The sequence below is a fragment of the Streptomyces sp. NPDC037421 genome (assembly GCF_055602105.1).
In genome coordinates this window covers 119521-135159 of sequence record NZ_JBVJWV010000020.1, presented here as the reverse complement: position 1 = coordinate 135159, position 15639 = coordinate 119521, and the positions used below count along the sequence as shown (strand labels likewise).

Sequence of the window (15639 nt, the reverse complement as noted above, 5' to 3'; positions counted from 1 at the left end):
TGCCGTTCTTTTGGGGGTTTCCCGGCAGTCTTTCGGCTTTCCGGGGCGGGTCGGTCGGTCAAGGGTCGCCGAAGGCGATCACGCAGTGACGCGACCGAAGGAGCGCCCTTGAGGGACCAGCCCGACACGGAAGGACGATGGGACTGACGGGAAACCCCCAAACCGGCCATGAGACCGCCCCAAGGGGATGCCCCACCCCCGCCCCGCCGAGATCAGGCCTTCCCCGCTCCGGCTCCCGCCCCCGCCCCCGTCAGGTCGATCAGCCGGCACACCGTCTCGATGTCGATCTTCACCTGGGCGATGGACGCCCGCCCCGAGAGCCAGGTGATCAGGGCCGAGTGCCAGGTGTGCTCGATGACCCGGACCGCCGAGAGCTGTTCCGCCGTCGGAGGGGCGTCGAGGCCCATGGCGTCCAGGATGATCGCGGTCGTCAGCCGCGACACCGTGTCCACCTCGGGTGACACGCTCCGGTCCGCGAAGGTCAGGGCGCGCACCATCGCGTCCGCGAGGTGCGGCTCCCGCTGGAGGGCGCGGAAGGCGCGCATCAGGGTTTCCGCGACGCGGGCCGCCGGCTCCTCGCCCGCCGGGGGGCGCTTGCGCAGGGTCGTGTGCATGTGCTGGAGCTGGTCCTGCATGGTGGCGACCAGCAGGTGCACCTTGGACGGGAAGTAGCGGTACAGGGTGCCCAGCGCGACGTTCGACGACTCGGCGACCTCCCGCATCTGCACGGCGTCGAAGCCGCCCCGGCTGGCCAGCTGTGCGCTCGCGTGCAGGATCCGACGGCGGCGCGCCTCCTGGCGCTCCGTCAGGGGAGGCGTCACGGTCTTCGCTTCCGCTGTCATGTGTCCCGTTCCTGGCGTTCCGTTTCCTGGCGTTCCGTATCGTTGCGGCGGCTGATTCCGGGATGGTCCGGGGGTCAGCATGTCAGGCGTCCGAGCCGTGGCGCGAATCACCTGCTCCGCCTCTTACGGTGTGGTTTCCGGCCGGTAGATTCAATGGTCTTCAGAGGATCAACTCTGAAACTTGTTCTACATTATCCGAGCGGTTACGCTCCGGCGAAAGTGCAGGGAGAAGGGGGCCGAGAGTGACCGCAGAGGCCATGGTGGCGAGCCCTTTCGCGGGTTCCGCCACCGACGGCGACCGCCCGTTGCGCATCGCACTCCTCACCTATAAGGGGAACCCGTTCTGTGGCGGCCAGGGCGTCTACGTCCGCCACCTCTCGCGGGAGCTGGTGAAGCTCGGGCACTCCGTCGAGGTCATCGGCGCGCAGCCCTATCCGGTGCTGGACACCGGCGCCACGCTCACCGAGCTGCCGAGCCTGGACCTGTACCGCAGCCCCGATCCGTTCCGCACTCCCAAGCGCGACGAGTACCGGGACTGGATCGACGCCCTGGAAGTCGCGACGATGTGGACCGGCGGCTTTCCCGAGCCGCTGACGTTCTCGCTGCGCGCCCGGCGCCACCTCCAGGCCCGCGCGGGCGACTTCGACGTCATCCACGACAACCAGACCCTCGGCTACGGCCTGTTGGGCGACCTCGGTGCGCCCCTGGTGACCACCATCCACCACCCCATCACCGTCGACCGCAAGCTCGACCTCGCCGCCGCGAAGGACCGCAAGAAGCGCGCTTCCGTGCGGCGCTGGTACGCGTTCACGCGCATGCAGGGCCGGGTGGCCCGCCGGCTGCCCTCCGTGCTGACGGTCTCCGGCTCGTCCCGGCAGGAGATCGCCGAGCACCTCGGGGTGCGCGACGACCGCATCCACGTCGTGCACATCGGCGCGGACACCGACCTCTGGTCGCCGGACCCGTCCGTCGCGGAAGTCCCCGGGCGGATCGTGACGACCTCCAGTGCCGACGTCCCGCTCAAGGGGCTCGTCCACCTCGTCGAGGCCCTCGCCAAACTCCGTACCGAGCAGCCCGACGCCCACCTCGTCGTCGTCGGCAAGCGCGCCGAGAGCGGGCCGGTCGCCCGCGCGATCGAGACGTACGGGCTCCAGGACGCGGTCCGTTTCGTCAAGGGCATCACCGACGCCGAGCTCGTGGACCTGGTGCGCAGCGCCCAGGTCTCCTGCGTGCCCTCCCTCTACGAGGGCTTCTCGCTCCCGGCGGCCGAGGCCATGGCCACCGGCACCCCGCTGGTCGCCACCACCGGCGGGGCCATCCCCGAGGTGTCCGGTCCCGACGGGGAGACCTGCCTGGCCGTGCCGCCCGGCGACGCGGGGGCGCTGGCCGGTGCGCTGGGCAGGCTGCTGGGCGACGCCGATCTGCGCGCCCGCCTGGGTGCCGCCGGGCGGGAGCGGGTCCTGACCCGGTTCACCTGGGCCAAGGCCGCCGAGGGCACCGCCGCGCACTACAGAGCCGCCATCGCGCAGGCCGCCGCCGCCCGGACCCGGTGAACGGCGCGCCACCGAGCACCGCAAGCACCGTACGTACCTCGTCTCATCCGCAGCATCCGCAACATCCGCACCACCCTTCACCCCCGTGACCGCGAAGGCAGGACCCCGTGCTGACCGTCGATTTCTCCCGGTTCCCGCTCGCCGCAGGCGACCGTGTGCTCGATCTGGGCTGCGGCGCAGGCCGGCACGCCTTCGAGTGCTACCGGCGCGGCGCCCAGGTCGTCGCCGTCGACCGCAACGGCGAGGAGATCCGCGAGGTCGCCAAGTGGTTCGCCGCCATGAAGGAGGCCGGTGAGGCCCCGGCCGGCGCCACCGCCACCGCCATGGAGGGCGACGCCCTGGCCCTGCCCTTCCCGGACGAGTCCTTCGACGTCGTCATCATCTCCGAGGTGATGGAGCACATCCCCGACGACAAGGGCGTCCTCGCCGAGATGGTGCGCGTGCTCAAGCCCGGAGGCCGGATAGCGGTCACCGTCCCGCGCTACGGCCCGGAGAAGATCTGCTGGGCGCTGTCGGACGCCTACCACGAGGTCGAGGGCGGCCACATCCGCATCTACAAGGCGGACGAACTGCTCGCCAAGATGGAGGCCGCGGGCCTCAAGCCGTACGGCACCCACCACGCGCACGGCCTGCACTCCCCGTACTGGTGGCTCAAGTGCGCCTTCGGCGTCGACAACGACAAGGCGCTGCCCGTCAAGGCGTACCACAAGCTCCTGGTCTGGGACATCATGAAGAAGCCCCTCGCGACCCGGCTCGCCGAGCAGGCCCTCAACCCGGTCATCGGCAAGAGCTTCGTGGCGTACGCGACCAAGCCCCACCTGCCCGTCGGCGCAGCCGGCTCCGCCCAGTGAGCTCGCCGGGGCGCACCGTACCCGAGCACCTCGTCCTGGACGGCGTACTGACCGCCGAGCAGGCCGCGCAGACCGTCGCCGGGATCCTGGCCGTGCAGCGCGAGGACGGGGCCATACCGTGGTTCCGCGGCCACCACCTCGACCCGTGGGACCACACCGAGGCCGCGATGGCCCTGGACACGGCGGGCGAGCACGAGGCGGCCGAGCGGGCCTACGCCTGGCTGGCCCGGCACCAGAACCAGGACGGCTCCTGGTACGCGGCGTACGCGGACCGGCCCGACGGCGTGGACACGGCCGTGCCGCAGGACGCGGGCCGGGAGACGAACTTCGTCGCCTACATAGCCGTCGGCGTCTGGCACCACTACCTGGCCACCGGCGACGACACCTTCCTGGACCGGATGTGGCCGGCGGTCGTCGCGGCCGTCGAGTTCGTCCTCGCGCTCCAGCAGCCGGGCGGCGAGATCGGCTGGAAGCGGGAGGCGGACGGCACCGCCGTCACCGACGCCCTGCTGACCGGCTCCTCCTCCATCCACCAGGCGCTGCGCTGCGCGCTGGCCATCGCGGACCACCGCGGTGACCCGCAGCCGGACTGGGAGCTGGCGACGGGCGCGCTGGCGCACGCGATACGCCGGCACCCGGAGCGGTTCCTGGACAAGGACCGCTACTCGATGGACTGGTACTACCCGGTGCTGGGCGGGGCGCTGTCCGGCCCGGAGGCGAAGGCGCGCATCGAGGGGCGCTGGGAGGAGTTCGTCGTCCCGGACCTCGGGGTGCGGTGCGTGCTGCCGAACCCGTGGGTGACGGGCGGGGAGTCCTGCGAGCTGGCGCTGACCCTGTGGGTGATGGGGGAGTCGGACCGGGCGCTGGAGATCCTGCGCTCGATCGGGCACCTGCGCGCCGAGAACGGCATGTACTGGACGGGCTACGTCTTCCAGGACCGGGCGGTGTGGCCGGTGGAGCAGACGGCCTGGACGGCGGGTTCGCTGCTGCTCGCGGTGGCGGCGCTGGGCGGGGACGAGGCCACCGGGGAGGTCTTCGGCGGGCTGGGCCTGCCGGCGGGCCTGGAGCCGGACTGCTGCCGCTGAGCTGCCGCACGCTCCGGGGGACCCCCGAACGGGTCCCCCGGGTGGTGGCGCCCGGTGCCCGGGGTGAGGCTGCGGGGGACACCTCAGTCCCCGGAGGCAACCGTGGCCGTACCCGCAACCGTCCGTATCCGTCGAGCCCTCACGGCGGTGGTGCTGTCCACCGCGCTGCTGGCCGGTGCCACCGCGTGCGGCAGCGGCGGCGACCGGGGGCAGCGGGAGGAGGTCTCCTCGGCCTCCGCCGCCGAGCTGGCGGTGCTGGCCGTGGCGGAGCCGGACGCGGCGGCGGCCGACGAGCTGGCCGCCGCGACGCCCTCGCCGACCACCCCGGCCGAGAAGCAGAAGTTCGCCAAGACGCGGTTCGTCGCCAACGCCGGGCTCGCGGCCGGGGCGACGTACCAGTGGATCGTCAAGCCGTATCGCGAGGGCAAGTTCAAGAAGGGCGCGAAGGGGCGTACGTTCGCGCTGATCAAGGCGGGTCTGGCGGGTGCCTTCGCGTACAACCGGCTGAAGGCGGCCGCCGAGAACGCCAAGGGCGACCCGCTGCTGTCGAAGGCGATGGGCCCGCTCACGGCGGGCATCGAGTCCCTCAAGGGGCTGGGCACCAAGCTCCGCAAGGGCGACGCGGGCGACGCCGACATCGACGCCTTCAACAACGTCATCAACGGCGTCAAGGAAGCGGGCAAGAACGCGGGCGCCGTGGTCACCGACAAGGTGCCGAGCACCTCGCAGCTGACCGGCTGAGGGCCGTGCCGGACCGCCCGGCTGTTTGAATGGCCGGTGTGATCGAGTTCCTGTTCCTCGCCCTCGCGGCCGGCGGCCTGGGCTGGCTGCTGCGGCGCAAGCACCGTCAGCGGATCGCGGCCGGCAGCCCCGCCGGGATCCCGGGCATGTCCCGGACCCCGGCGGGCGAGGGCCGCTGGCGCTCCGGCCGGCTGTACGCGGACCCGGGCGCGGCCCGCTGGCAGCCCGGGCGGGGTCCGGCCGTGTCCCTGGCGGGCGCCCGGGCCACCGCCGTACGGGCGCCCTCCGTACGGGAGGGCATCTCCATCAACCCGGGGTCGCGGATCGTGGCCTGCGCCCTGGAGGGCGGGGGGACGATGGAGATCGCCGTGATGCCGCTGGACCTGCGCGGGCTCCTCGACGCCGTACCGGAGGCGACGGACTAGTCCGGGTCGGGCATGCGGTGCCAGTTGTCCCAGGCGCCCTCGTGGCTGCGGGTCCTGACCCAGCGGAAGCCGTCGGTCCCCTGGACGGACAGGCTGAACTGCCAGGGGTCGCCGCCGCTGAAGCGGTCGATGATCACGACGCTGCTGGTGAAGGCGCCGCCCATGGACGACCAGTGGGTCCAGTCGCCGTCGGAGTCGGTCCAGCGCGTCCACACCGCGCTGTCGGTGCCGATCAGGAACTGCTGCTTGCCCCCGTCGGGCAGCTTGTGCTTGGTCACCCCGTACTCGCAGATGTAGACGGCGCCGCCGCCGCCGTTGCAGTGGTCGGCGGCCTCGGCCGGTGCGGTGGCCACTGCGAGGCCGGCGACGGTGGCGGCCGCGAGGACGCCCGCCTTGATCCGGTTGGTGCTGATGACTGTTCCCCTTTGGTGGAGCTGTGCTTCGGTGGTCGTGCACCATGCTCCGGCCCGGTGCAAACGCTTCGCTAACGTGCGGCTGCTCAGCCGTTGAGCTCCGCCAGCACCCGCAGGGTGTGCGGGTCCGGGGCCGTGACCAGCAGGTCGGTGACGGGGCCCTTGCGCCACAGTTCCAGGCGTTCCGCGATCCGCTCGCGGGGGCCGACGAGGGAGATCTCGTCCGCGAACGCGTCCGGGACGGCGAGCACCGCCTCCTCCCTGCGCCCGGCCAGGAACAGTTCCCGGACGCGCCGGGCCTCGGCCTCGTAGCCCATGCGGCCCATCAGGTCGGCGTGGAAGTTGCGGGCCGCGTGGCCCATGCCGCCGATGTAGAAGCCGAGCATCGCCTTGACCGGGAGCAGCCCCTCGGCGACGTCGTCGCAGACCTTGGCGCGGGCCATCGGGGCGATCATGAACCCGTCGGGGAGGTCCGCCAGCGAGGCCTGGTAGACGTCGGTGCGGGTCGGCGACCAGTAGAGGGGGAGCCAGCCGTCCGCGATGCGGGTGGTCTGGGCGATGTTCTTCGGCCCTTCCGCGCCCAGCAGCAGCGGGAGGTCCGCGCGCAGCGGGTGGGTGATGGGCTTGAGGGGTTTGCCGGTGCCGGTGCCGTCCTCGCCGCGGTAGGGGTGGCTGTGGAAGCGGCCGTCGAGGGTGACGGGGGCCTCGCGGCGCAGCACCTGGCGGACGACGTCCACGTACTCCCGGGTCGCGGTGAGCGGGCTCGCGGGGAAGGGGCGCCCGTACCAGCCCTCCACCACCTGCGGTCCGGACAGGCCGAGGCCCAGCATCATCCGGCCGCCGCAGAGGTGGTCGAGGGTGAGGGCGTGCATGGCGGTGGCGGTGGGGGTGCGGGCGGCCATCTGGGCGATGGCGGTGCCGAGCCGGATGCGGGAGGTGTGGGCGGCGATCCAGGTCAGCGGGGTGAAGGCGTCGGAGCCCCAGGCCTCGGCGGTCCACACCGAGTCGTAGCCGAGGCGTTCGGCCTCGGTGGCGAGGTCGAGGTGGGCGGGGCCGGGGCCGCGGCCCCAGTAGCCGAGTGCGAGTCCGAGGCGCATGTACGGTCCCCTCCGCGAGCCTATCTGACGGTGCGTCAGCTGACGTCTGGCGACTGTAGGGCACGCGCGCCCCGCCGGGAAGTGCGGCGGAAATGCGGCGGCCCCCCGCCCGTGAGGGGGCGGGGGGCCGTGCACCGTGGCGGGGCCGGGTCAGCCGCGCTGGATGTCGGAGGTGTCGTTCAGGACGCCTCGGCGGCCGTCCTGGGTCTGCGCGACCAGCGCCGACGGGCCGCGCTGGTCGACGGCCAGGTACCAGGTGCCCGGGGCCAGCTCCGCGATCGGGGCGGGGGAGCCGTCCTCGCCGTACAGGGGCCGGGCCACCGGCACCGCGAACCAGAAGGGCGTGAAGTCCGCGGCCGGGGCCGGCGCCGGGTCCTGCGGGCCGGGCGCCGGGGTGCCCCCGTACGGCGGGACCGGCTGCGGCGTGGTCCCGTAGCCCTGCGGCTGCTGCTGGCCCGGGTAGCCGTACCCGGCGCCGGGCTGGCCGCCGTACGGCTGCGGGGCGACGGGCCGCGGCTCGGGCACGAGCGGCCCGGCCAGCGCGGGGATCTTCGTACCGGCGACGGCCACGCCCGCCAGGGCGAGGTTGGCGAGGAAGGCGATGATGCTGCCCGCGCCCAGGTCGACCCTGGCCGGGCTGGTGATCAGCGACCACAGCGCGGCCCAGGCCGCCGCCACGGCCAGTACGGTGCCCCACGCGGTCAGCGTCAGGCTCCCGAGCTTGCGGCCCTCGGGCTGGAAGCGGGCCCCCACGAGCAGGCCGGCGGCGATGAAGCCGGTCAGGAAGACGGTCGGCAGCGCCAGCCCGTAGACGTCGGTGTCCCACGCACTCGGGAGGTCCAGGCCGGTGGCGGAGTAGAAATCGAGGAACGAGGCGATGAACAGCAGTACCGCTGCTCCGATCACCACGCCGTCACTTCGAGTGAGGGAGCGGATGTTCACGTCTGGGGGTGTCCTTCTCGGTCTTGGCTGGGGCGGAGCGGGCGCCCCCATGGTACGGAGCTTCGCGCGGCCGAGAGGATCGGGGCGGCGAGCCGCCCCGGGACGACTACCGGTGAACTACCCGCCCAGGAAGCCCGTGATGCCGTCCGCGATGCCCTGCGCGGCCTTCTGCCGCCACTCCGGACTCATCAGCTGCGCCGCGTCCTTGTCGTCACGCATGTTGCCGCATTCGAGGAACACCTTGGGCCGGGTCGAGAGATTGAGCCCGCCCAGGTCGTCGCGGACCACCAACCCGGTCCCGCTGCCGAGGTAGTTTGCGGGTGAGGATCCGGTGGTGCGGCCGAAGTTGCTCGCGATGCGTTCGCCGAGGTCGCGGGAGGGGCCGACGATCTTCGCGGTGTCCGCCGCGCCGCCCTTTACCCGGGCCGGGAGGATGACGTGGAAGCCCCGGTTGCCGGCGGAGGCGCCGTCGGCGTGTACGGAGACCACGGCGTCGGCTGCCGCCTCGTTCCCGATCCGGGCCCGCTCGTTGATGCAGGGGCCCCAGGAGCGGTCGGCCTCGTGGGTGAAGACCACCTTGGCGCCCTTGGCCTCCAGCAGGGCGCGCGCCCGGCGGGAGACATCGAGGGAGAACTCCGCCTCCATGTAACCGGAGTTGGTGGTGGTGCCGGTGGTGTCGCACTCCTTGCGGCTGGTGCCGATGTCCACCAGCTTGTTGATCTCGGCCGAGTGCTGGAAGTTGCCCGTGTTGTGGCCGGGGTCGATGACCACGGTCCGGCCGGTGAGCGGGCCCTTCGCGGGGGCGGGGGGCCGGGCGGCGGGGGTGCCGGGGCTCGCGGCCGTGCCGGGGGCCGGGGTCGGGGAGGCGCTGGACTTGGCGTCCGACCCCGCCGTCGTGTGCGAGGCGGTGAGCGGCATCCCCTCGGGCTGCCGCTCGCCGGGCTCGGAGCCGGTCAGGACCTGGGTCAGCACCCAGCCCGCCAGACAGGTGGGGGCGAGCGCCGCCAGCGCCACCGTGAGGGCGGGCCGGCGCGCGAACCAGGGCCGGTCCGGGCTGATCGAGGACCGGGACTCGGGAAGCGGGGGGCTGTCGTCGTAGCGCACGTCGCGATGCTAGAACGCCCGCCCGGGGCTCGTACGGACCATGGGCCATCCGGGGGCGTGGTGTGATTGTCGTCTTATGGTCCACGGCGGGCTCCCGCCGCGGGCCGGACACCCCTCAGATGCCCTCGCCGGTGCGCCGGAGCACGCGCAGGGAGTCCGTCACCGAGACCTCCTCGAAGGCGCCGGAGGCCAGGGCGCGCAGGTAGATCCGGTACGGGGCCTGGCCGCCGTCGGCCGGGTCCGGGAAGACGTCGTGGATCACGAGGGTGCCGCCCTCCGCGACGTGCGGGGCCCAGCCCTCGTAGTCGCCGGTGGCGTGCTCGTCGGTGTGGCCGCCGTCGATGAAGACGAAGCCGAGCTTGCCGCCCCAGGCCGCGGCGACCTGCGGGGAGCGGCCGACGACCGCGATGACGTGCTCCTCCAGACCGGCCCGGTGCAGGGTGCGGCGGAAGGTCGGCAGGGTGTCCATCAGCCCGATCTCCGGGTCCACGACGGTCGGGTCGTGGTACTCCCACCCGGGCTGCTGCTCCTCGCTGCCCCGGTGGTGGTCGACGGTGATCGCGGGGACGCCCGCCTCACGGGCCGCGTCGGCCAGCAGGATCGTGGAACGCCCGCAGTACGTGCCGACCTCCAGCAGCGGCAGCCCGAGGGCCGCGGCCCCGGCGGCCGCCTCGTACAGGGCGAGGCCCTCGCGTACGGGCATGAACCCCTTGGCAGCCTCGAAAGCGGCGAGGGTCTCCGGCTTGGGGGCGGCGGCTGCCATGGGTGTTCCTCCGGCGGTGAGCGGGTGTGGCGGCCCATGGTGCCCTACTGCCCGGTAGGGCACCATGCCGGGGTCCGTACCGCCGCCGCGTCGCCGCGCCGCCGGGTCAGCCGTCCACGCAGACGGCGTACGCACCGAAGAGCGTGTTGCTCTGCGAGGGGTTCGACGCGCGTACACCCCACGCGGTCTGGTCGGGGCCCGGGACGGCTCCGCTGGTCAGCACGTTCACGTCCTCGGGCTTGGCGAAGCCGCCGCCCGTGACCACCTTCCCGGCCGGACACTGCGCGATGACCGTGTCCTCGCCCGGTGCGAGGGTCTGCGTTTCCAGTACGACCTCCTGCCCGCTGACCCCTCCGTCGTCGGGAGCCGCCGGGTTGGTGATGTCCTGCGAAGTGCTCTGGTTGCAGCTGATGTTCTGCGTGCCGTTGACGGTGTTGCCCACGCCCGCCTGGCCGGACGGGAGGCAGGCCGCGCCGATCGCGGGGTTGTCGAGGGCCGAGAGGAGGTCGTCGTCGGCGGTCGCCGCGCCGGCGGAGAGGACGACCGCGGCCGTGGCGGCCGTACAGATGGCGGCGAGGGTCCGGGTGAGCTTCATTCGTGGAGTCCCCTTCCCGGCTACTTGAGCAGGCCGCCGAGGGCGGTGGAGCTCATCGGGGCCGGGGAGAGGCCGGTGACGAGGCCGGAGAGCTGGCGCTTCGCGTCCTGGACGGTCGGGGTGAGGAAGCGCAGCGAGAGCAGGTTGTCCAGGCTGAGGGGGCCGGCCTGGGTGCCGGTGGCCGGGCGGGCGGCGGCGGTGGGGGCGGCCTGGGCGGCGGGGGCGGCGGCGAGGCCGATGGCGAGGGCCAGGGCGGCGCCGGACAGGGCGCGGGCGAGGGTGAGGTGAGCCATGACCGCCTCAACGCCCCCTGTCCCGCCCGGTTATGGGGCATGGGCCGGGCAGGGCCGTGCTTTCGCCCGACTGGCGCCGTCGGCTGGGCCGTTCGGGTGGGCCGTTCGGGTGGGGTGCGGGGCGGGGCGGTCTCAAGGGCGGCATCTGGTACCTGGTGGCCGCGCCGGCGGGGGAGGGCGTACGCACCTACCGGGTGTCGCGGCTGCTGTCGGTGCAGTTCGGGGCGCCGGGGATGCGGGCGCTGGAGGGGGCCGGGCCGCCGGACGGGGACGGCTGGGCGGAGGTGGAGCTGCCGGTGGAGTCGCGGGCCGTCGCGGTGGGGGACCTGCTCCGGCTGGGCGCGGAGGCGGAGGTGCTCGGCCCGCCGGAGCTGCGGGCGGTGGCCGGGGCGGTGGCCGTGCTGGCGGGCCGGTATGCGGTCCCCGTACCGGTGGAGGGAGTTGACGGCTCTGTATGATCCCCTCCCGTACCTGGGGAGGGCGGGAGAGGCATGGAGCCGTTAGGGCCGTCGGGTCCGTCGTACGTGGGGCCGTTCCGTGTGCTGGGCGTGCTCGGCGAGGGCGGGATGGGCCGGGTGCTGCTGGGCACCGCGCCGGACGGGCGGCTGGTCGCCGTCAAACAGGTCCTCGCGCGGTTCGCCGACGACGAGGGCTTCCGCGCCCGGTTCCGGCGGGAGGTCGCCGCGTCCCGGAGGGTGTCGGGGGCCTATACGGCGGCCGTGATGGAGGCCGACGCGGACGCGCAGACCCCCTGGCTGGCCTCGGTGTTCGTGTCCGGGCCCTCGCTGGGGGCGGCCGTCGCGGCGGCCGGGGCGCTGCCCGAGGAGACCGTACGCCGTCTCGCGGCCGGGCTGGCGTCGGCGCTCGCGGAGGTCCACCGGGCGGGGCTGGTCCACCGGGACCTGAAGCCCGAGAACGTGCTGCTCGCCGAGGACGGGGTCCGGGTGATCGACCTGGGCATCGCGCGGGCGGCCGAGAGCGGTGTCGACACCCGGCTGACGCACACGGGCCTGGTGATCGGCTCGCCGCCGTTCATGTCGCCCGAGCAGGCCGAGGGCCGGGAACTGACCCCGGCCAGCGACGTGTTCTCGCTGGGCTCGGTGCTGTTCCTGGCCGTCACGGGGCGCAACCCGTTCGCGGGGTCGTCGACCCTCATGACCCTGTACGACGTGGTGCACGCGGAGCCGGACCTGAGCGCGGTCCCGGCGGGGCTGCGGGTGGCCGTGGAGCGCTGCCTGGCCAAGGACCCGGCCGCCCGGCCGTCCCCGGCCGAGCTGCTGGGCCTCCTCGGGCCGGTCGCCCCGGCGGGCCGCCTGCCGTGGCCTCCGGCGGTGCACCGGATGATCGCCGACCAGGGCGCGGCCATCGACCGGCTCCTGTCCGGCACTCCCGCCCCGGCCGGTACGGCCGCCGGGCCGGCGGACCCGGCGACGATCGCGGCCGAGGTGGTCCCGGAGCCCGGGCACGGCCGGGCGCCGGAGCCGGTGACGTACCCCGGGGTGGTCCCGGAACCCGAGCGGGTGCGGATGCCGGACCGGGGGTCCGGGCCGGGGCCGGCCGCGGATCCCCGGCCTGCCGCCGGGCCGGCCTTCGTGCCCCTGCCGGAGGAACCGCCCGTCACCGTCGGCGCCCTGGCTCCCGGAGCGCGCGGGCGGTCTCCGCGCCGGAGCGCGCTGCGCGTGGCCGGGCCGCTGGTGGCGGCCGTCGCAGTGGTGGCGGCCGGCGCCGGCGTGTGGGCGTACGGGCAGCAGTCCGGCGGGTGGTGGGGCGAGGCGGTGCACACGAAGCTGGACCGCTGCGACAACGCGGCCGCCAAGCTGCCGCTGCCGCCCGGGGTGGACCGGGCGCCGACGCTGGACACCACCCTGCCGGAGCGCGGTGGAGGCCCCACCACCTCGGTGCGCTGCTACTGGTTCGGCGGGGGGAAGCCCCGCGTGATCGTGGAGTGGGCCCTGAAGCTCGACGGCGAGGGCGGCCGGGACGGGCCGGAGGAGCAGCGCAAGCGGCTCGCCTCGGACCGGGGGACGGTGGAGGCGACCGTGCGGACGGTAGCGCAGACGAAGGTGGGGCTCGGCGACGAGACGCTGTGGAAGGACAGCTGCGAACTCGTGGTCCGTGACGGGAACCTCAGGCTCTCCGTGTGGAGCGGGGACGATTCGGGTGAAAGCGGGCCGGGTGAAAGCGGGGCGAGCGGGAGCGAGACCGGGGGGAGCGAGTCGCCCGCCCCGCCGTCCGAGTGCCGGAAGGAAGCCGTGGCGATCGCCCGCGCCGCCCTCGCGGCCGTGCCGGCCGGCTGACGTGCCGGCCGGCTTGACGGGCCGGCCGGACGGGCGAGGGGCGCTCAGCTCCCGCCGGGAGGACTGACGCGGCGCGGGTTGCTCGTGCCGCAGCTCAGGCAGACCAGCCAGTCCCGCAGTTCGCCCGTGCCGGTCTCCCAGACCTCGCTGACGACGTTGGACTCCTCCTCGCCGCAGAAGAAGCAGGTTCCCTCGCCGCCCTCCAGGAGCCGCATCGGGTGCAGCGGGAGATCCGCCCCCCGGCGGTAGCCCAGCCAGCCGCATCCGGTGCACCTCCACCACTGTTCGGGCCTCGGCGACGGCGGTGCCCCGCCCCAGCGGTTGCGGGTGTACGTGACGCTCAGCGCCGTCAGCGCTCTCCCGCAGCGCGGGCAGTCCGGGCTCATGGCGACAGCCCACAGCACCCCGGTTCCCGCCGCAAGAGGCCGTACCGAGAAGACCCGTCGTCTGACCTTCCGTCAGATTGAAACGTGTTCTAGTCTGCCGCGCATGGGCATCGGAATCACGCAAGAGCAGCGGGAGTTGGCCGACGCCGTGCGCGGCTGGGCGGCGCGGGCCGTACCGCCCGAGGAGGTGCGCAAGCTGCTCGACGCCCCGCCCCAGGCGGGCACGCGGCCCGGCTACTGGGACGGGCTGGCCGCGTCCGGCCTGCTGGCGCCGCACCTGGAGGGCGGGACCCTGCTGGACCTGGCCGTCGTGGTGGAGGAGGCCGCCCGGGCGGCGCTGCCCGGGCCCTTCCTGCCGAGCGCGCTGGCCTCCGTACTCCTGGACCGGGCGGGGGCCGAACCGCTCGGCGGGCGGGTCGGGGCCGTCGCCCTCGGGTCGGGCGGCGTCACCGCCGTCGCCGCCGAGGGGGGCGGGTGGCGGCTGGACGGGGACGCGCCGCCCGTGCTCGGCGCCGGCGAGGCCGACCTCGTGGTGCTGGCCGCCGAGGCGGAGGGCGGGACCCGCTGGTACGCCGTGGACGCCGCCGCGCTGGAGATCCGCACCCACGAGAGCGCCGACCCCACCCGCCCCACCGCCGAGGTCCGGGCGCGGGCCGTCACCGTCCCGCCCGGCCGGCTGCTGGAGCTGGACGCCGCGCTCGTCCAGGACCTGGCCCGTACCCTGTTCGCCGCCGACGCCTGCGGCACCGCCGCCTGGGCGGTGCGCACCGCCGCCGAGTACGCGAAGACGCGCGAGCAGTTCGGCAGCCCCATCGGCCGCTTCCAGGGCGTCAAGCACCTGTGCGCCGACATGCTGGTCCGCCTCGAACAGGCCCGCGCCCTCGCCTGGGACGCCGCCAACAGCGCGGACGAGGAGCCCGGCGCCCGCTCGCTCGTCGCCGCCCTCGCCGCCGCGACCGCCCTCGACGCCGCCTACTCCTGCGCCAAGGACTGCATCCAGGTCCTCGGCGGCATCGGCTTCACCTGGGAGCACGACGCCCACCTCTACCTGCGCCGCGCCCTCGTCGCCCGCCAGCTCCTCGGCCCCGGCGACGGCCACCGGATCCGCGCCGTACGCCTCGCCGCGGCCGGCGCCCGGCGCGAGCTGCGCCTCGAACTCCCCGCGGAGGCCGAGGCGTACCGGGCGGCCGCCCGCACCGCCATCGGGGCCGCGCGCGGCCTCGGCCCGGCCGCCGCCCGCCGCGCGCTGGCCCCCACCGGGTACGCGGCCCCCTACCTCCCGCCGCCGTACGGACTCGGCGCCGGGCCCGTCGAACAGCTCGTCGTCCAGCAGGAGCTGAAGGCGGCCGGGGTCAGGATCGCCGACCTCGGCATCGCCACCTGGGTCGTGCCCTCGCTGCTCGCCTACGGGACCGACGAGCAGCGCGCCGCCCACATCCTGCCGACCCTGCGCGGGGACACCACCTGGTGCCAGCTCTTCTCGGAGCCGGGCGCGGGCTCCGACCTGGCCTCCCTGCGGACCCGCGCCGAGCGGACCGCCGACGGCTCCTGGAAGGTCAACGGCCAGAAGGTGTGGACGAGTTCCGCGCACACCGCCGACTTCGGGATCCTGCTGGCCCGCACGGACCCGGCCGCGCCCAAGCACAAGGGGCTCGGCTACTTCGTCGTCGACATGAAGAACACCCCCGGCATCGAGATCCGCCCGCTGAAGGAGATCACCGGCGAGGCCCTCTTCAACGAGGTCTGGTTCGAGGACGCGGTGCTCCCGGCCGACGCCCTGGTCGGGGCGGCCGACGGCGGGTGGAAGGTCGCCCGCAACACCCTCGGCAACGAGCGCGTCCACATGGCCGACCAGATGACCTTCGACACCGGCCTGGAGGCGCTCATCGCCCGCTCCGCCGGGCTCGACGACTCCCACCGCGCCCGCATCGGCGCGCTCGCCGCCGAGGCGCACGCGCTCGCCTGCATCGGGCTGCGGACCACCCTCCAGCAGGTGTCCGGGCTGGAGCCGGGCGCGGGGGCCTCCGTACGCAAGCTCGTGCAGACCCCCCACCAGCAGCGGACCGCCGAACTGGCCCTCGAACTGCTCGGCCCGGCGGGCGCGGTGCGCGAGGGCGCGGGGGAGCGGGCGGTGCACGGGATGCTCATGTCCCGCTGCCTGACCATCGCCGGGGGCACCACGCAGGTACAGCTCAACGTCGTCGCCGAGCGGATCCTCGGCCTCCCCAGGGACTGAACGACCAACGGACGAG

16 protein-coding genes and 1 pseudogene are annotated in these 15639 nt (G+C 74.2%); 8 read left to right on the top strand and 9 right to left on the bottom strand.

What is annotated here, in order from left to right; translation table 11 throughout:
• Positions 1–212: 212 nt before the first annotated feature.
• Positions 213–842: a TetR family transcriptional regulator gene (locus ACZ7IF_RS25965; RefSeq protein ID WP_470975684.1), complete on the bottom strand. Its 630-nt coding sequence runs from the start codon at positions 840–842 to the stop codon at positions 213–215.
• A 242-nt stretch (positions 843–1084) separates the two neighbouring features.
• Here ACZ7IF_RS25965 and ACZ7IF_RS25960 point away from each other — a divergent pair, with 242 nt between their 5' ends.
• The 5 genes from ACZ7IF_RS25960 (at position 1085) to ACZ7IF_RS25940 (ending at position 5497) form a co-directional block, all read left to right on the top strand.
• Positions 1085–2395: a glycosyltransferase family 4 protein gene (locus ACZ7IF_RS25960; protein ID WP_470975681.1), complete on the top strand. Its 1311-nt coding sequence runs from the start codon at positions 1085–1087 to the stop codon at positions 2393–2395.
• A 107-nt stretch (positions 2396–2502) separates the two neighbouring features.
• Positions 2503–3246 carry a class I SAM-dependent methyltransferase gene (locus ACZ7IF_RS25955; protein WP_125604759.1) on the top strand — a complete coding sequence of 248 codons (744 nt, stop codon included), beginning with the start codon at positions 2503–2505 and terminating at the stop codon, positions 3244–3246.
• Positions 3243–4331: a prenyltransferase/squalene oxidase repeat-containing protein gene (locus ACZ7IF_RS25950; RefSeq protein ID WP_470975678.1), complete on the top strand. Its 1089-nt coding sequence runs from the start codon at positions 3243–3245 to the stop codon at positions 4329–4331. The genes ACZ7IF_RS25955 and ACZ7IF_RS25950 overlap by 4 nt, the downstream gene beginning before the upstream one ends.
• A 168-nt stretch (positions 4332–4499) precedes the next feature.
• Positions 4500–5072 (top strand): hypothetical protein, encoded by a 573-nt coding sequence (locus tag ACZ7IF_RS25945; protein WP_470975700.1) that lies wholly within the window; start codon positions 4500–4502, stop codon positions 5070–5072.
• A gap of 38 nt (positions 5073–5110) precedes the next feature.
• Positions 5111–5497, top strand: a complete 387-nt coding sequence (locus ACZ7IF_RS25940; RefSeq protein ID WP_470975675.1) for a hypothetical protein — start codon at positions 5111–5113, stop codon at positions 5495–5497.
• On the opposite strand, the gene ACZ7IF_RS25935 is transcribed toward ACZ7IF_RS25940, so the two are convergent.
• From ACZ7IF_RS25935 to ACZ7IF_RS25905, 7 genes are all read right to left on the bottom strand, one after another.
• The gene (locus ACZ7IF_RS25935; RefSeq protein WP_470975672.1) at positions 5494–5973 is read right to left on the bottom strand and encodes a hypothetical protein; all 480 of its coding nucleotides are present in this window, start codon (positions 5971–5973) and stop codon (positions 5494–5496) included. The two genes, ACZ7IF_RS25940 and ACZ7IF_RS25935, sit on opposite strands and share 4 nt — an antisense overlap.
• 23 nt (positions 5974–5996) lie before the next feature.
• Positions 5997–7007 carry an LLM class F420-dependent oxidoreductase gene (locus tag ACZ7IF_RS25930; RefSeq protein WP_470975669.1) on the bottom strand — a complete coding sequence of 337 codons (1011 nt, stop codon included), beginning with the start codon at positions 7005–7007 and terminating at the stop codon, positions 5997–5999.
• Positions 7008–7157: 150 nt separating this feature from the next.
• Positions 7158–7949: a DUF5336 domain-containing protein gene (locus ACZ7IF_RS25925; protein ID WP_470975667.1), complete on the bottom strand. Its 792-nt coding sequence runs from the start codon at positions 7947–7949 to the stop codon at positions 7158–7160.
• A 117-nt stretch (positions 7950–8066) separates the two neighbouring features.
• Positions 8067–9053 carry an N-acetylmuramoyl-L-alanine amidase gene (locus ACZ7IF_RS25920; protein ID WP_470975664.1) on the bottom strand — a complete coding sequence of 329 codons (987 nt, stop codon included), beginning with the start codon at positions 9051–9053 and terminating at the stop codon, positions 8067–8069.
• Positions 9054–9168: 115 nt separating this feature from the next.
• Positions 9169–9816, bottom strand: a complete 648-nt coding sequence (locus tag ACZ7IF_RS25915; RefSeq protein WP_470975661.1) for a class I SAM-dependent methyltransferase — start codon at positions 9814–9816, stop codon at positions 9169–9171.
• 106 nt (positions 9817–9922) lie between these two features.
• Positions 9923–10411 (bottom strand): hypothetical protein, encoded by a 489-nt coding sequence (locus ACZ7IF_RS25910; RefSeq protein ID WP_470975658.1) that lies wholly within the window; start codon positions 10409–10411, stop codon positions 9923–9925.
• Between the two features lie 20 nt (positions 10412–10431).
• Positions 10432–10704: a hypothetical protein gene (locus ACZ7IF_RS25905; RefSeq protein ID WP_470975655.1), complete on the bottom strand. Its 273-nt coding sequence runs from the start codon at positions 10702–10704 to the stop codon at positions 10432–10434.
• A gap of 71 nt (positions 10705–10775) precedes the next feature.
• On the opposite strand from ACZ7IF_RS25905, the pseudogene ACZ7IF_RS25900 reads away from it, so the two are divergent.
• Positions 10776–11162: pseudogene (locus tag ACZ7IF_RS25900) on the top strand (WYL domain-containing protein); the annotation flags it as partial.
• A 66-nt stretch (positions 11163–11228) separates the two neighbouring features.
• Positions 11229–13001: a protein kinase domain-containing protein gene (locus ACZ7IF_RS25895; RefSeq protein ID WP_470975652.1), complete on the top strand. Its 1773-nt coding sequence runs from the start codon at positions 11229–11231 to the stop codon at positions 12999–13001.
• Positions 13002–13045: 44 nt separating this feature from the next.
• Here the strand turns inward: ACZ7IF_RS25895 and ACZ7IF_RS25890 are convergent, their stop codons facing one another.
• The gene (locus ACZ7IF_RS25890) at positions 13046–13387 is read right to left on the bottom strand and encodes a hypothetical protein (RefSeq protein WP_470975650.1); all 342 of its coding nucleotides are present in this window, start codon (positions 13385–13387) and stop codon (positions 13046–13048) included.
• Positions 13388–13490: 103 nt separating this feature from the next.
• Here ACZ7IF_RS25890 and ACZ7IF_RS25885 point away from each other — a divergent pair, with 103 nt between their 5' ends.
• Complete coding sequence (locus ACZ7IF_RS25885; protein ID WP_470975647.1) at positions 13491–15623, top strand: acyl-CoA dehydrogenase; 2133 nt, start codon at positions 13491–13493, stop codon at positions 15621–15623.
• The last annotated feature ends 16 nt before the right edge of the window (positions 15624–15639 follow it).

Excerpts from the sequence above, each read along its gene's own strand:
- ACZ7IF_RS25965 (WP_470975684.1), bottom strand. The coding sequence starts at position 842 with ATGACAGCGGAAGCGAAGACCGTGACGCCTCCCCTGACGGAGCGCCAG.
- ACZ7IF_RS25930 (WP_470975669.1), bottom strand. The coding sequence starts at position 7,007 with ATGCGCCTCGGACTCGCACTCGGCTACTGGGGCCGCGGCCCCGGCCCC.
- ACZ7IF_RS25910 (WP_470975658.1), bottom strand. The coding sequence starts at position 10,411 with ATGAAGCTCACCCGGACCCTCGCCGCCATCTGTACGGCCGCCACGGCC.
- ACZ7IF_RS25915 (WP_470975661.1), bottom strand. The coding sequence starts at position 9,816 with ATGGCAGCCGCCGCCCCCAAGCCGGAGACCCTCGCCGCTTTCGAGGCT.
- ACZ7IF_RS25890 (WP_470975650.1), bottom strand. The coding sequence starts at position 13,387 with ATGAGCCCGGACTGCCCGCGCTGCGGGAGAGCGCTGACGGCGCTGAGC.
- ACZ7IF_RS25885 (WP_470975647.1), top strand. The coding sequence starts at position 13,491 with ATGGGCATCGGAATCACGCAAGAGCAGCGGGAGTTGGCCGACGCCGTG.
- ACZ7IF_RS25905 (WP_470975655.1), bottom strand. The coding sequence starts at position 10,704 with ATGGCTCACCTCACCCTCGCCCGCGCCCTGTCCGGCGCCGCCCTGGCC.